The sequence below is a fragment of the Polaromonas sp. 39-63-25 genome, from assembly GCF_002278925.1.
Lineage (GTDB): Bacteria > Pseudomonadota > Gammaproteobacteria > Burkholderiales > Burkholderiaceae_C > Polaromonas.
Window position 1 is genome coordinate 37,303 of sequence record NZ_NCJH01000004.1, and the last position, 14,431, is coordinate 51,733.

Consider the following 14,431-nt stretch of genomic DNA (forward strand, 5'->3'; position numbering starts at 1 on the left):
TCGTTGGCGGGGTTACCATTTGTGGGTGCGGTTCTTGCGCCACCGGCGCATGCGCTCAGCACGCCAAATCACACCCTTGCCCCACCCTCCTGCCATGCGCAAGTCACCCCACCCCCTGCCCTGGCTGGATGCGGACGAACTTTTTCCGCCGGTGGAAACGGCGTGGGCCGAGGGTGATCCGGCGCCCGGCCTGCTGGCTGCGGGGCGCTCGCTCGATGTGGCAACCTTGCGCCAGGCGTATGCGCTGGGCATCTTCCCGTGGTTCGGGGTCGGCCAGCCCATCCTGTGGTGGAGCCCCGACCCGCGCATGGTGTTGCGTACCGACAATTTCAAGCTGCACCGCTCGTTGCGCAAAAGCCTGCTGCGTTTCATCGGCGCAGCCGGTCATGAGATTCGTTTTGACACGGCTTTTCCGGAGGTGATCCACGCCTGTGCCAGCACGCCGCGCGACGGCCAGCCGGGCACCTGGATCGTGCCGGACATGGTTCAGGCCTATACCGCCCTGCACCGCGCGGGCCATGCCCACAGCGTGGAAACCTGGGTGAACGGCCGGCTCGTCGGCGGGCTGTACTGCGTCAACCTGGGTGGCATGGTGTTTGGCGAGTCGATGTTTGCCCACCAGACCGATGCGTCCAAGATGGCGCTGGCGGCACTGGTGGCTTTCTGCCGGGCCAAGGGCCTGCCCCTGATTGACTGCCAGCAAAACACGCGGCACCTGGCCTCGCTGGGCGCTGCGGAAATTCCCCGCGCGGAATTTGCCCGGCAGGTGGCCACCCTCGTGGCTCAAGCGCCACCCCGCTGGGAGTTTGACGCCCTATACTGGCAGCAGCTATTGACGGCCAGACCGCAGAATGACTTGACGACGTGACGCACCTCAAAGACCTGCCCCTCCAGACGCTGCAGTTTTATGCGACAGCGCCCTACCCCTGCAGCTATCTGCCGGGCAGGCAGGCCCGCTCGCAAGTCGCCACCCCCAGCCACCTGATTCACAACGCCGCCTACTCGGAGCTGGTGACCAACGGCTTTCGCCGCAGCGGCATGTTCACTTACCGCCCCTATTGCTACGGCTGCCAGGCCTGCGTGCCCCTGCGCGTGCCGGTGGCAACTTTCCAGCCGGACCGCAGCCAGCGCCGCGCCCGCAAGCAGCATCAGACGCTGCAGGTTCGCGTGCTCAAGCTGTGTTTCATGCCCGAGCACTACCAGCTCTACCTGCGCTACCAGAATGGCCGGCACGCGGGCGGCGGCATGGACCACGACAGCATCGACCAGTACACGCAGTTTCTGCTGCAAAGCCGGGTCAACTCGCGCCTCGTGGAGTTTCGCGACACCCTGCCCAATGGCGAGGCCGGGGCGCTGAAAATGGTGTCCATCCTCGACGTGCTGGAAGACGGTGTGTCGGCGGTGTATACGTTTTACGAGCCCGACGTGCACACCAGTTATGGCACCTACAGCGTGCTCTGGCAGATTGAGCAGGCCCGGCAGCTGGGCTTGCCGCATGTGTATCTCGGCTACTGGATCGCCGAAAGCCCGAAGATGAGCTACAAGGCCAAGTTTTTGCCGAACCAGATCCTGGTCGATGGGCAATGGGTGAACTCTGCCACCCCGGGCCCAGCGAGCGCCGCCTGAGAGCACCGTCTGTGAGGCAGGTCAAGACGAAGCGGCGTCCAATAGCGGCGTGCTGATTTCACCAGCTAAAATCTGGTGAAGGTTACCCCCATGAAAAAGCAAGATTCCCTCGCATCACCCGCCAAACCCACGGTTCAGGTCATTGAACGCATGTTCACCCTGCTGGAGATTCTGGCGGGCCGGGAGGAGGCCGTCTCGCTCAAGGAAATCAGCGAAAAATCCGGTCTGCACCCCTCGACAGCGCACCGCATCCTGAACGACCTGGCCACCGGCCGGTTTGTAGACCGGCCGGTGGCGGGCAGCTACCGGCTGGGCATGCGCCTGCTGGAACTCGGCAACCTGGTGAAGGCGCGCCTGAGCGTGCGGGACGCGGCGCTGACGCCCATGCGCGAGCTCCACCGGCTGATCCAGCAACCCGTCAACCTGAGCATGCGCCAGGGCGATGAAATCATTTATGTCGAACGCGCCTACAGCGAACGCTCCGGCATGCAGGTGGTACGCGCCATCGGTGGGCGCGCACCGCTGCACCTGACCTCGGTAGGCAAACTGTTTCTGGCTTTTGACGATCCCCAGCGATTGCGCAGTTATGCCACCCGCACCGGTTTGCCGGGCCAGACCAAAAACAGCATCACCCAGTTGGCGGTTCTGGAGCGCGAACTGTCCAAGGCACGCCAGTACGGCATTGCCCGCGACAACGAGGAACTGGAGCTGGGGGTGCGCTGCATGGCCGCCGGCATTTACGACGACCAGAGCAAGCTGGTGGCGGGACTGTCGATTTCTGCACCGGCCGACCGGCTGGATGAAAACTGGCTGCCCAAACTGCAGTCCACCGCGAGCGAGATCTCGGCGGCGCTGGGCTACAAGCCCAACAATTTCAAGTAAAAACGGGCCCTAGCCCTTGTCCCTATTGCGCTGGTAGCTACGTTTTTTATAGCAATTCAGCGGACCGGCCGGTCTACCGATCAGTGAAAAAAGTGGGCCTCAGCCGTTATTCGGCTGGGTGCTTGCGCTGATTTTGGGGGCGTTGACCGGTTGGGACTCCACCCAGCGGCGGACGCGCTCTGCGTCACCGAGGCGGCTCAATTTGCCGGCCGAATCAAGAAAAACCATGATCAGCTTGCGCCCTGCGATTTTGGTCTGCATCACGAGGCACTGGCCGGCTTCGGAGATGTAGCCGGTTTTTTGCAGGCCGATTTCCCACTCGGGATTTTTCACGAGCCGGTTGGTGTTGTTGTACTGCAGGGTCTGGCGGCCGACAGCAACCTGGTAGCCGGTCGAGGTGGACAACTCGCGCAGAACCGGATCGGCATGGGCCGCGTTGACCAGCGTCGCCAGGTCCTGAGCGCTCGACTGGTTCTGGCTGGACAGCCCTGTGGGCTCCACATAACGGGTGTCTTTCATGCCCAGCATTCTGGCCTTGGCGTTCATCAAGCCCACGAAGGTAGCCAGGCCGCCCGGGTAAGTGCGGCCAAGCGCATGCGCGGCGCGGTTTTCGCTGGACATCAGCGCCAGATGCAGCAGCTCGCCACGTGTCAGGCTGGCGCCCACGCGCAGGCGGGAGCTGCTGCCCTTTTCGGTGTCGACGTCGTCCTGGGTGATGGTGATGGTTTCGTCCATCGGCAGATGCGCGCCGCTGACGATCACGCCCGTCATCAACTTGGTCAGCGAAGCGATGGGAAGCACCGCATGGTCGTTTTTGCTGAACAGCACTTCCTGGGTGTCCTGGTCAATCACCAGGGCCACGCTGGATTTCAGGTCAAGCGGGTCCTGTGCACCATGCAGGCCCGCCAGCTGGCCATATGACAGCCGGGGCGGCGAGGCCACGATCACCACGGACCTGCGCGAGGATTTGGAGACGAAGCGGGCACTTTTCCGGCTGGAAATCACCTTTTTCGACACCGTCTTGGCGGCGTGTGACTTTTTAACGATCTGGCGCTTCGCCGTGGCGGCGTCTGCCGCGGGCGAAATCAAGGCCGCCGAAAAGGTAAGAATTCCAACGACCTGTAAGGTCTGTTTGAAAATCGAATTCAGCGTGATGGACATTGATTCGTCTCCAGATGCGATTAGTACGAAACCGCAGTGTATACAAATAGAAAAAGTCACGCAATATCAAAAGCTTGCGTGACTTTCCTAAACGCAACAGTGAAGAGATCGGTCCATGCGGCTTTTCAGCCCACGCCAACCCACAAAAACTTACTAAACTGTTGAATATAAAAGGTTTTTTTGAAACCTTCCGGCCTCAACCCTGGGCAGCAACCCGATCAGCTTTACTTTGTAACTTGCTCAAGGCGCTCAAATAAGCCTTGGCAGAGGCGACCACGATGTCCGGATCGGCCCCGACGCCGTTGACCACACGGCCGCTGTTTTGCAGACGCACCGTGACTTCTCCCTGGCTCTCCGTGGACCCGCTGATCGCGTTCACGGAATAAAGCACCATCTCTGCCCCGCTTTTGACATGGGTTTCAATGGCTTTGAGGGAGGCGTCCACCGGGCCGTTGCCATCCGATTCGCCGCGGACTTCCTTGCCGTCAACAGTGAAAACAACCGTCGCCTGCGGACGCTCACCGGTTTCGCTGTGCTGGGACAGCGAGACAAAGCCGTATTGCTCTTTCTCGTGGGTCACGCTTTCGTCGCTGACCAGCGCCAGGATGTCCTCGTCGAAAATCTCGCTCTTGCCGTCGGCCAGTTCCTTGAACCGGGCGAAAGCGGTGTTGGTGTCGGCTTCACTTTCCATCTGGATGCCCAGGTCCTGCAGACGCTGCTTGAAGGCGTTGCGGCCGCTGAGCTTGCCCAGCACCATCTTGTTGGAGCTCCAGCCCACGTCTTCGGCGCGCATGATCTCGTAGGTCTCGCGCGCCTTGAGCATGCCGTCCTGATGGATGCCCGAGGCATGAGCAAAGGCGTTGGCCCCGACCACGGCCTTGTTGGGCTGCACCACAAACCCGGTGGTCTGGCTGACCATGCGGCTAGCCGCCACGATATGCACCGGATCGATGTTCATCTCCAGGTTGAAATAGTCCTTGCGTGTCCGCACGGCCATGACAATTTCCTCGAGCGAGCAGTTGCCGGCACGTTCGCCCAGGCCGTTGATCGTGCACTCGACCTGACGCGCACCGCCAATCTTCACGCCCGCCAGCGAATTGGCCACCGCCATGCCGAGGTCGTTGTGGCAATGCACCGACCAGATGGCCTTGTCACTGTTGGGGACGCGCTCGCGCAGCGTCTTGATGAAATTGCCGTAGAGCTCGGGGACGGCGTAACCGACCGTGTCGGGCACGTTGATCGTGGTCGCACCTTCGGCGATCACGGCCTCGATGACGCGGCACAGGAAGTCGACATCGCTGCGATAGCCGTCTTCCGGGCTGAACTCGACATCGGCCACCAGGTTGCGTGCAAAACGCACCGAGAGTTTGGCCTGTTCCAGCACCTGCTCCGGGCTCATGCGCAGCTTCTTTTCCATGTGCAGGGCACTGGTGGCAATGAAGGTGTGGATGCGGGCGCTGTTGGCACCCTTGAGCGCTTCGGCCGCGCGGGAAATGTCCCGGTCGTTGGCACGCGAAAGCGAACAGATGGTCGAGTCCTTGATGGCATTGGCAATCGCCTGCACCGCCTCGAAGTCGCCGTTGGAACTGGCGGCAAAGCCGGCCTCGATCACATCGACCCGCAGGCGCTCGAGCTGGCGGGCAATGCGCAGTTTTTCATCGCGCGTCATCGAGGCACCGGGCGACTGCTCACCATCCCGCAAGGTGGTGTCGAAAATGATCAATTTATCTGCCATGCTTGTTCTCCTGAGAGGTCGATCTGATAGTCAAAAAACGCAACCCAAAACAAAACGGCCCGCTGCGTTTGCATACGGGCCGTTTGGAATCGCGCGCGTGCGCTATCGCCTGTGCCCGTGTCGGTCCAGTAGCGATAGTGCAAGCGAAATTCGTTTCATGGAAATCAATGTACCACAAATTGTGGCCAGGCCCAGGCCGGAGGGAATGGGGCGACGCCTACTTGTGCAGCCCGCGCTCATCCGGCTCGTCGGTTGAGGTCGAGATCACGCTGGTCTGCTGCCCCTTGGCCTTGCGCCAGCCATACAGCACGTAGCCGGAAAAGCCATAGATGACGAACAGACCGAACATGACGGTGGGCGGATCGATGTTGATCACGGCGATGCCCAGGGCAATCAGCACGATGACGACAAACGGAACGCTGCGCTTGAGACTCACATCCTTGAAACTGTAAAACGGCACGTTGGTGACCATGGTCAGGCCCGAGTACAGGGTCAGCGCAAACATGAGCCAGCGAACTTCCTCGCCGCGCACGCCGGCCTCGGTCATCAGCCAGATGAAGCCCGCGACCAGCGCGGCCGCCGCCGGTGAAGGCAGGCCCTGGAAGAAACGCTTGTCGACCACCGCCGTGTTGACGTTGAAACGGGCCAGCCGCAGTGCGGCGCAGGCGCAATAGACAAAAGCCGCAATCCAGCCCCAGCGGCCCAGGCTCGTCAGCGCCCAGACGTAGGCAATCAATGCGGGCGCTGCGCCAAAGGACACCATGTCGGACAGCGAGTCCATCTGCTCGCCGAACGCGCTCTGGGTGTTGGTCATGCGCGCCACGCGGCCGTCCAGGCTGTCGAGCACCATGGCACAGAACACACCGATGGCGGCCTGGTCGAAGCGGCCATTCATGGCCATCACGATGGCGTAAAAACCGCCAAACAGCGCTGCCAGCGTGAACAGGTTGGGCAGGATGTAAATACCCTTGCGCCGCTTGCGCGGAACGAGTTCGTCGGACTCCTGCGCGGCGTCGTGACCGTCATGCATGCTGGGTGCTCCCGGTGTCAGGACCGTTTTCGCGCCAACCGCGCTGCGCCGATAGTGAATGATTCATGCTGTGAGGATACCAAACGGAGGCCATCAGAAATAAAAAAGCCGCGCAAATGTCTTGCGCGGCTTGAGGACTGGACCAAACGGGGCCGGTAAGCCCCGCCGGGTATCAGTTGCGGGTCTGGTCAACCAGCTTGTTCTTGGCAATCCAGGGCATCATGGCGCGCAGTTTTTCGCCCACGATCTCGATCTGGTGCTCCGAATTCAGGCGGCGGCGGCTCAACAGGGTTGGCGCACCGGCCTGGTTTTCCAGCAAGAAGCTCTTGGCATATTCGCCGGTCTGGATGTCCTTCAGGCACTTGCGCATGGCTTCTTTCGTGGCCGAGGTCACGATGTTCGGGCCGGTCACGTATTCGCCATATTCGGCGTTGTTGGAGATCGAGTAGTTCATGTTGGCGATGCCGCCTTCATAAATCAGGTCAACGATCAGCTTGAGCTCGTGCAGGCACTCGAAGTAGGCCATTTCCGGCGCGTAGCCGGCTTCCACCAGCGTCTCGAAACCAGCCTTGATCAGCTCGACGGTACCGCCGCACAGGACGGCCTGCTCGCCGAACAGGTCGGTCTCGGTTTCTTCGCGGAAGTTGGTTTCGATGATGCCGGCCTTGCCGCCGCCGTTGGCCATGGCGTAGCTCAGCGCCAGGTCACGGGCCTTGCCGCTCTTGTCCTGATGGACGGCCACCAGGTGGGGCACGCCGCCGCCCTGGGTGTAGGTGTTGCGCACGGTGTGGCCGGGGGCCTTGGGCGCGACCATCCAGACGTCGAGGTCGGCACGCGGAATCACGGCACCGTAGTGCACATTGAAGCCGTGGGCAAACACCAGCGAGGCGCCCTGCTTGATGTTGGGGGCCACGTCATTGGCGTAGACCTTGCCGATCTGCTCATCGGGCAGCAGAATCATCACGACATCGGCCGCCTTGACGGCATCGGCCACTTCAGCGACCTTGAGACCGGCCTTTTCGACCTTGGGCCACGAAGCGCCACCCTTGCGCAGGCCGACCACGACCTTGACGCCGCTGTCGTTCAGGTTCTGCGCGTGGGCATGGCCCTGGCTGCCGTAACCGATGATGGCGACGGTCTTGCCCTTGATCAGGCTCAGGTCGCAGTCTTTGTCGTAATAAACTTTCATTTTTCTCTCCGTAAATATCGTTGATGGTTCTGGCGAAATGCCCCTCGACAGGCTCAGGGCGAACGGTAAACACACATCGCCACTTCCGTCCGTTCGCGTTGAGCCTGTCGAAACGCGCGCACGGACCACTGAAAATCAGACTCTCAGAATCCTCTCGCCGCGCCCTATGCCGCTTGAGCCGGTACGCACGGTTTCCAGAATCGCGCTGCGGTCAATCGCTTCCAGAAAGGCGTCGTTCTTGGACTGGTCACCGGTCAACTCGATCGTGTAGCTCTTTTCGGTGACATCGATGATCCGCCCGCGGAATATATCAGCCATGCGCTTCATCTCTTCGCGCTCCTTGCCGACGGCACGCACCTTGACCATCATGAGCTCGCGCTCGGTGTAGGAGCCTTCGGTCAGGTCCACCACCTTGACGACCTCGATGAGACGGTTCAGGTGCTTGGTGATCTGCTCGATCACGTCGTCGGAACCGGTGGTCTGGATGGTCATGCGCGACAGGCTGGCGTCTTCCGTCGGCGCCACGGTCAGGCTTTCGATGTTGTAGCCGCGCGCCGAAAACAGGCCGACCACGCGGGAAAGAGCGCCCGGCTCGTTTTCCAGCAAAACTGCAATGATGTGTTTCATGTGAAGATTCCTCTTTTCGCTGCCCTCCCCCGCGCACGGTAATGCGCGGGCTCGGCAGGCAATAGATTCGTCAGGTGACGGTTGATGAAATGGCGTACGCCGCTTACAGGTCCTCGGACCCGAGCAGCATCTCGGTGATGCCCTTGCCGGCCTGCACCATCGGGAACACGTTCTCGGTGGGGTCGGTGCGGAAGTCCATGAACACAGTGCGGTCCTTGAGCTTGCGCGCCTCGCGCAGCGCCGGTTCGACGTCCTGCGGTTTTTCGATCAGCATGCCGACGTGGCCATAGGCTTCGGCGAGCTTCACGAAATTGGGCAGTGCGTCCATGTAGCTGCTGCTGTAGCGGCCGGCGTATTCGACTTCCTGCCACTGGCGCACCATGCCCAGGTAGCGGTTGTTCAGCGAGACGATCTTGATCGGCGTGTTGTACTGCAGGCAGGTTGACAGCTCCTGGATGCACATCTGCACCGAGCCTTCGCCGGTGATGCAGTACACCTCGCTGTCAGGCTTGGCCAGCTTGATGCCCATGGCGTACGGTATGCCCACACCCATGGTGCCCAGGCCACCGGAGTTGATCCAGCGGCGCGGCTCGTCGAACTTGTAGTACTGCGCCGCCCACATCTGGTGCTGGCCGACATCGGACGTGATGTAGGTGTCGGCGTCCTTGGTCATGTTCCACAGGGTTTCAACCACGTACTGCGGCTTGATCACGTCGCCCTTGCCCAGGCTGTATTTCATGCAGTCGCGCTTGCGCCAGCCTTCAATGGTTTCCCACCAGCCGCCCAGGGCATTGCCGTCGGGCTTGAGACCAGACTCCTTGATCATCGCTATCAGTTCAGTCAGCACATCCTTGACGTCGCCGACGATGGGGATGTCGACCTTGACGCGTTTGGAGATGCTCGACGGGTCGATGTCGATGTGGATGATCTTGCGTTCGTTCTGCGCAAAGTGTTTCGGGTTGCCGATCACACGGTCGTCAAAACGCGCGCCGACCGCCAGCAGCACATCGCAGTGCTGCATCGCGTTGTTGGCTTCGATGGTGCCGTGCATGCCCAGCATGCCGAGGAATTTTTTGTCGGTGGCCGGGTAGGCGCCCAGGCCCATCAGCGTGTTGGTGCAGGGGTAACCCAGCATGTCCACCAGCGTGCGCAGCTCCTGCGAGGCATTGCTCAGCAACACGCCGCCGCCGGTGTAGATGTAGGGGCGCTTGGCCGTCATCAACAACTGCAGCGCCTTGCGGATCTGCCCGCCATGGCCCTTGCGCACCGGGTTGTAGGAACGCATTTCGACGGTCTGGGGGTAACCGCTGTAGGACGTCTTGTTGAACGAGACGTCCTTGGGGATGTCCACCACCACCGGCCCGGGCCGGCCGCTGCGTGCAATGTGGAAGGCCTTCTTCAGCGTCTCGGCCATCTGCCGCACATCCTTGACCAGGAAGTTGTGCTTGACGATGGGACGCGTGATGCCGACCGTGTCGCACTCCTGGAAGGCATCCAGGCCAATCGCGTGCGTGGGCACCTGGCCGGTGATGATCACCATCGGGATGCTGTCCATGTAGGCCGTCGCAATCCCGGTGACGGCATTGGTCACGCCGGGGCCGGAAGTGACCAAGGCCACGCCCACCTCGCCGGTGGCGCGGGCGTAGCCGTCAGCCGCATGCACGGCCGCCTGCTCGTGGCGCACCAGGACGTGCTGGATGGTGTCCTGCTTGTAAAAAGCGTCGTAGATATGCAGGACGGCGCCGCCGGGGTAACCCCAGACGTGCTTGACGCCTTCGGCCTGCAGGGCCTTGATGAGGATTTCCGCGCCGCGGAGTTCTTGCGGGGTTGTTGGGGCAGAAGCTGCCGCCGCTGCCGAAGCGAGTTCGGCCTTTGTGATTTCCATGATGAACCTTTGTGAATTTCTCTAACGAAATACCTTGGGTGCCTCTTCGCCCACTCTTGTGGAGTAGCGTCGAGACTTGAGGCCAAAACCATGGACGGAAACATATCCCGCCGGGTCATGACCCGTTTGCTGTTTGAATTGCAATGCATATTATGGCATCAGGCGGCGCGTGGCCAGCGGAGCGTGCAAAAAAGTCCGGCCGGCACCATGCTTGATGCGATAATTTTGCAGCTTTGGACGCTTCACTGCGCCTGAAAAACACAACAATGACGACGCTGGGACGAATCGGGATGCATCCCCTTGGCAACTGAACAAGAACTCTCCGATTTCCTGAAAAACGTTGAAAAGCGCGCTTTCAAGCGCAGCGTCTACCATGTCCGCGACGACGAGGCGGCACTCGACATCGTTCAGGACAGCATGATGAAGCTGGCCCACCATTACGGAGACAAGCCTGCGGCCGAATTGCCCATGCTGTTCCAGCGCATCCTGTCCAACACCACGCTGGACTGGTTCCGGCGCCGCAAGACGCGCAACGCCCTGTTTTCCAACATGAGCGACTTTGAATCCGCCGGGGACGATGGCGATTTCGATCTGCTTGAAACTTTGGAGTCCTCGACCAACTCAGAGGGAACAGAAAGCGCCCAGGAAGCCACCGAACGGGCGCAAATCTTGCGACAGATTGAGGTCGAGATCAAGGAACTGCCGGGCCGTCAACGGGAAGCCTTTCTGATGCGTTACTGGGAGGAAATGGATGTTGCTGAAACAGCTGCCGCCATGGGTTGCTCCGAGGGCAGTGTGAAAACGCATTGTTCGAGAGCCGTCCACGCACTCAGCAAGGCTTTGGCCGCCAAGGGAATCAAACTATGAACCATACACTGCAAAAACGCACCGAGATCCTGCAGGACCGCTATGGCCTGAAAACCGCTTCCTACCTTTCCGCTGGCGCGGCGGACCTGCCGTACGACATTTCCGAGCGGCTGCGGGCCGCCCGTGCGCAGGCCGTGGCCGCCCGCAAGGTGGCCAGGGTTCAAACCTCTCCGGTCACCGCAGCCAACGGCACAGGTTCGGTGCTGACCTGGGGATCCGGCGAGAGGTTCGGCCTGTGGTACCGGATCGGATCGGTGCTGCCCCTGATCGCCCTGGTCGCCGGCCTGCTGGTCATCAACTCCCTGCAAACCGACAGCTTCGTCGAGGAACTGGCCGAGGTCGATTCCGCCTTGCTGACCGACGACCTGCCGCCCGACGCCTTTTCCGATCCCGGATTTGTGCAATTCCTCAAGGTTAGCCGCTAGGTCCGGGTTTGCCCTTGCGCAGAAAGACGTCTACTTCGATGCCTGTGACCCTGTCCCGCCCTCCTGCGCGTCTGCAAACCGTACGCGGTACCTTGATCCATGCCCGCCTGTCCCACGCGCTGCCGGGATGGGTGGGGCTGCTCTGCCTGTTCCTGGGTGCCCTGGCGACCGGAGCCCACGCCCAGACGCCCGTCTCCGCAGCAGCGCCAGCGCGGCCAGCCAAAACCGTGATCGCCCAGGCCGCGTTTTCCAGTCCCATCTGGACCGAGTTGAGTCCGGTGGAACGCGAGATCCTCAAGCCGCTGGCGTCCACCTGGAACACACTGAGCCAGACCCACAAGCGCAAATGGCTTCAGATGACCAAAAGTTATCCGGCGCTTTCCACCGAAGAACAGGTCAAGATGCAGGGGCGGATGAAGGCCTGGGTGGCGCTCAGCCCCCAGCAGCGCGCCCAGGCGCGGCTGAATTTTGCAAAAACCAAAGAGCTGTCCAAAGAGCTCACCGCTGAAGAAAAACAGGCCAAGTGGCAGGCCTACCAGGCCCTCAGCGCCGAGGAAAAGCGCAAACTGGCCGCCAAGGCACCGCCCAGGCCGGCGGGCGCCGCCCCGGCGGCCAAACCGGTTGCAGCGCAAAAGCTGGCGACGGTGCCTTCGCGCGCCGACAAGCCAAAGGCCAAACTAGCGACTAAAATCGTGGTGACGCCACCCCCGGCCGGGCAGCCGGACCTCCTGTCCGCCACCGCGCCGCCTGCCACGCCTGGCGCGGCACCGGAAAAACCGTAACCAGCAAGGCCCGGCTTCCGTGCCGGCCCGACACGATCCGCCTGCGGGTCTGGCTGCGGCTCCTTCGGGCGCATTTAACCGACCTGACCTGAACGCGACCACAAATTGACAGCCCTGCAAGCCAAAAGCCTTCCCACTCCCTCCCTGCGTCGGCGCATGGCCTGCTGGCTGTATGAGGGCATGCTGATGTTCGGCGTGGTGTTCATCGCTGACTACCTGTTCAGCACCCTGAGCCAGACGCGCAACGCCATGGACAACCGCAATGCCCAGCAGGCCTTCCTGTTTGTCGTGTTCGGCATCTACTTCGTCTGGTTCTGGGCCAAAGGCCAGACCCTGGCCATGAAGACCTGGAACATCCGCCTGACCGACCTGCAGGGACAGGCCGTCACCCAGAAGCGCGCCTTCCTGCGCTACACCCTGAGCTGGCTCTGGTTTTTGCCGCCGCTGGCGGTGAGCTGGCTGCTGGGGCTGGACGTGCGGCAGGCGCTCGTGCTGGCCGGCGGGTGGATCGCCATCTGGGCAATCCTGTCGCGCTTTCACCCGGACCGGCAGTTCTGGCACGATGCGCTGGCCGGCACCCGGCTGGTATCCAGCCTGCCCGCTGGCGCGCCTGCCCGGGCCGCCTGAAGCCTCGCGGCGCCCTCGCCATGCAAGAGCCGCATCACACCGTCACAGAGCTGCGCGACAATCGGCCCATGCCCGAACACGTATCCACCGCCTCCCCCCCTGCGCTTCAAGGCCACCCGGCAGCCACGCCTCCCGCCAATCCCCAAAAAGACCGCAAAGGCATCAACCGAGTCTGGCATGCCTTCGGCTATTCTGTGGCGGGCTTGCGCGCCGGCTGGCAGGAAACGGCGTTTCGCCAGGAAGCCATTGCCGCGCTGGTGCTGCTTCCCGCCGCCGTCTGGCTGGGCCGCAGCTGGGTGGAGACCGCCTTGCTGGCTGGCTCGGTGATCCTGGTGATGATCATCGAGCTGCTCAACACCGGCATAGAAACCGCGATCGACCGCATCGGCCCGGAATGGCACGACCTGTCCAAACGCGCCAAGGACATGGGAAGTGCCGCCGTGTTGCTGAGCCTGCTGCTGTGCGCGGGCATCTGGGTCATGGCATTGTTTCAGAGGTTTTTCGCATGAAGCCGGCTTTTTCGGTCTGCGTTTATTGCGGCTCGCGACCGGGCGCGGACCCCGGATTTTCCGAAACCGCACGCCAGGTCGGCCAGTGGATAGGCGAGCATGGCGGCCAGCTGGTGTATGGCGGCGGGCGCAACGGGCTCATGGGCATCGTCGCGGATGCCACCCTGGCCGCGGGCGGGCGCGTCGTCGGCGTCATCCCGAAGGCGCTGGTGGAGAAGGAATGGGCCCACACCGGCTGCACCGAACTGCACATCGTGGACACCATGCACGAGCGCAAGCGCATCATGGCCGAACACGCCGACGCCTTCCTGTCATTGCCAGGCGGCATAGGCACGCTGGAAGAGTTTTTTGAAGTGTGGACCTGGCGCCAGCTGGGCTACCACGCCAAACCGGTCGGCCTGCTGAACCTGAACGGCTATTACAACCACTTGCTGGCTTTTTTGGCGACCTCGGTGACCAGTGGTTTCATGAACGACTGGCAGATGGACCTGATTCACGTCGCCAATGATGCCGAACAGTTGCTGGAGCAACTCGTGCAATCAGCGGGCGTGGCGCCCGACGCGCTGCGTCTGGACCAGATTTAAGGCAGTCGCTCCGAGCTGGCCATTGGGGCCCTGTCTTCACCAGCCAGGGCCGCGGATCTGGCTTTGCCAGTCCGCAGGCGCAGCGGCCCCCTCGGGGGGCAGCGAACCACACGAAGTGGGGAGCGTGGGGGCCACATTCTCAGACCGCCGCTTCGTCCTCTTCCCCGGTGCGGATGCGCACCACACGCTCGACGCTGGTGATGAAAATCTTGCCGTCGCCGATCTTGCCGGTGCGGGCGGCGCGCACGATGGCGTCCACGCAGCGTTCCACATCCTCCGTTTTCACCACCACCTCGACCTTGACCTTGGGCAGGAAGTCGACCACGTACTCGGCGCCGCGGTACAGCTCGGTGTGGCCTTTCTGGCGGCCGAAACCCTTGACTTCGGTGACCGTCAGGCCGGTCACGCCGCATTCAGCCAGGGCTTCGCGGACTTCTTCGAGCTTGAAAGGTTTGAGAACGGCGGTAATTTGTTTCACTGAATATCTCCGTTGGTTTTAAAT

General features: G+C 61.9%; 16 protein-coding genes. 9 read left to right on the forward strand and 7 right to left on the reverse strand.

The window, feature by feature from the left end; genetic code table 11:
• Nucleotides 1–94 precede the first annotated feature (94 nt).
• The 3 genes from aat (at nt 95) to B7X65_RS05445 (ending at nt 2,508) form a co-directional block, all read left to right on the forward strand.
• Nucleotides 95–868, forward strand: a complete 774-nt coding sequence (gene aat / locus B7X65_RS05435) for a leucyl/phenylalanyl-tRNA--protein transferase (protein WP_293593286.1) — start codon at nt 95–97, stop codon at nt 866–868.
• A complete protein-coding gene (locus tag B7X65_RS05440; protein WP_293593287.1) occupies nt 865–1,626 on the forward strand; it encodes an arginyltransferase in 762 nt (253 codons plus the stop codon). Before aat ends, B7X65_RS05440 begins: the two co-directional genes overlap by 4 nt.
• A 90-nt stretch (nt 1,627–1,716) precedes the next feature.
• On the forward strand, nt 1,717–2,508 hold the full coding sequence (locus B7X65_RS05445; RefSeq protein WP_293593288.1) for an IclR family transcriptional regulator: 792 nt from the start codon (nt 1,717–1,719) through the stop codon (nt 2,506–2,508).
• Between the two features lie 99 nt (nt 2,509–2,607).
• Here B7X65_RS05445 and pbpG read toward each other — a convergent pair whose 3' ends face one another.
• From pbpG to B7X65_RS05475, 6 genes are all read right to left on the reverse strand, one after another.
• Nucleotides 2,608–3,669: a D-alanyl-D-alanine endopeptidase gene (gene pbpG / locus B7X65_RS05450; RefSeq protein WP_293593289.1), complete on the reverse strand. Its 1,062-nt coding sequence runs from the start codon at nt 3,667–3,669 to the stop codon at nt 2,608–2,610.
• Nucleotides 3,670–3,865: 196 nt separating this feature from the next.
• A complete protein-coding gene (locus B7X65_RS05455; RefSeq protein WP_293593290.1) occupies nt 3,866–5,404 on the reverse strand; it encodes a 2-isopropylmalate synthase in 1,539 nt (512 codons plus the stop codon).
• 217 nt (nt 5,405–5,621) lie between these two features.
• Nucleotides 5,622–6,434, reverse strand: coding sequence for a CDP-diacylglycerol--serine O-phosphatidyltransferase (gene pssA / locus B7X65_RS05460; RefSeq protein ID WP_293593291.1), 813 nt, complete (start codon nt 6,432–6,434; stop codon nt 5,622–5,624).
• 172 nt (nt 6,435–6,606) lie between these two features.
• Nucleotides 6,607–7,623, reverse strand: a complete 1,017-nt coding sequence (gene ilvC, locus B7X65_RS05465; RefSeq protein WP_096665288.1) for a ketol-acid reductoisomerase — start codon at nt 7,621–7,623, stop codon at nt 6,607–6,609.
• 135 nt (nt 7,624–7,758) lie between these two features.
• Nucleotides 7,759–8,250, reverse strand: a complete 492-nt coding sequence (gene ilvN / locus B7X65_RS05470) for an acetolactate synthase small subunit (protein ID WP_096665291.1) — start codon at nt 8,248–8,250, stop codon at nt 7,759–7,761.
• A 103-nt stretch (nt 8,251–8,353) separates the two neighbouring features.
• On the reverse strand, nt 8,354–10,135 hold the full coding sequence (locus tag B7X65_RS05475) for an acetolactate synthase 3 catalytic subunit (protein ID WP_293593292.1): 1,782 nt from the start codon (nt 10,133–10,135) through the stop codon (nt 8,354–8,356).
• Between the two features lie 300 nt (nt 10,136–10,435).
• On the opposite strand from B7X65_RS05475, the gene B7X65_RS05480 reads away from it, so the two are divergent.
• The 6 genes from B7X65_RS05480 (at nt 10,436) to B7X65_RS05505 (ending at nt 13,929) form a co-directional block, all read left to right on the forward strand.
• Entirely contained in the window at nt 10,436–11,002 is a 567-nt protein-coding gene (locus B7X65_RS05480; protein WP_293593293.1) for an RNA polymerase sigma factor, read from the forward strand.
• Nucleotides 10,999–11,427: a DUF3619 family protein gene (locus tag B7X65_RS05485; RefSeq protein WP_293593294.1), complete on the forward strand. Its 429-nt coding sequence runs from the start codon at nt 10,999–11,001 to the stop codon at nt 11,425–11,427. The genes B7X65_RS05480 and B7X65_RS05485 overlap by 4 nt, the downstream gene beginning before the upstream one ends.
• 38 nt (nt 11,428–11,465) lie before the next feature.
• Nucleotides 11,466–12,209, forward strand: coding sequence for a DUF3106 domain-containing protein (locus B7X65_RS05490; protein ID WP_293593295.1), 744 nt, complete (start codon nt 11,466–11,468; stop codon nt 12,207–12,209).
• 105 nt (nt 12,210–12,314) lie between these two features.
• A complete protein-coding gene (locus B7X65_RS05495) occupies nt 12,315–12,836 on the forward strand; it encodes an RDD family protein (RefSeq protein WP_293593296.1) in 522 nt (173 codons plus the stop codon).
• 68 nt (nt 12,837–12,904) lie between these two features.
• Nucleotides 12,905–13,345 carry a diacylglycerol kinase gene (locus B7X65_RS05500; protein WP_293593297.1) on the forward strand — a complete coding sequence of 147 codons (441 nt, stop codon included), beginning with the start codon at nt 12,905–12,907 and terminating at the stop codon, nt 13,343–13,345.
• Entirely contained in the window at nt 13,342–13,929 is a 588-nt protein-coding gene (locus B7X65_RS05505) for a TIGR00730 family Rossman fold protein (RefSeq protein ID WP_293593298.1), read from the forward strand. Before B7X65_RS05500 ends, B7X65_RS05505 begins: the two co-directional genes overlap by 4 nt.
• Before the next feature lie 139 nt (nt 13,930–14,068).
• Here the strand turns inward: B7X65_RS05505 and B7X65_RS05510 are convergent, their stop codons facing one another.
• Nucleotides 14,069–14,407 (reverse strand): P-II family nitrogen regulator, encoded by a 339-nt coding sequence (locus B7X65_RS05510; RefSeq protein ID WP_007869659.1) that lies wholly within the window; start codon nt 14,405–14,407, stop codon nt 14,069–14,071.
• Nucleotides 14,408–14,431: the final 24 nt, after the last annotated feature.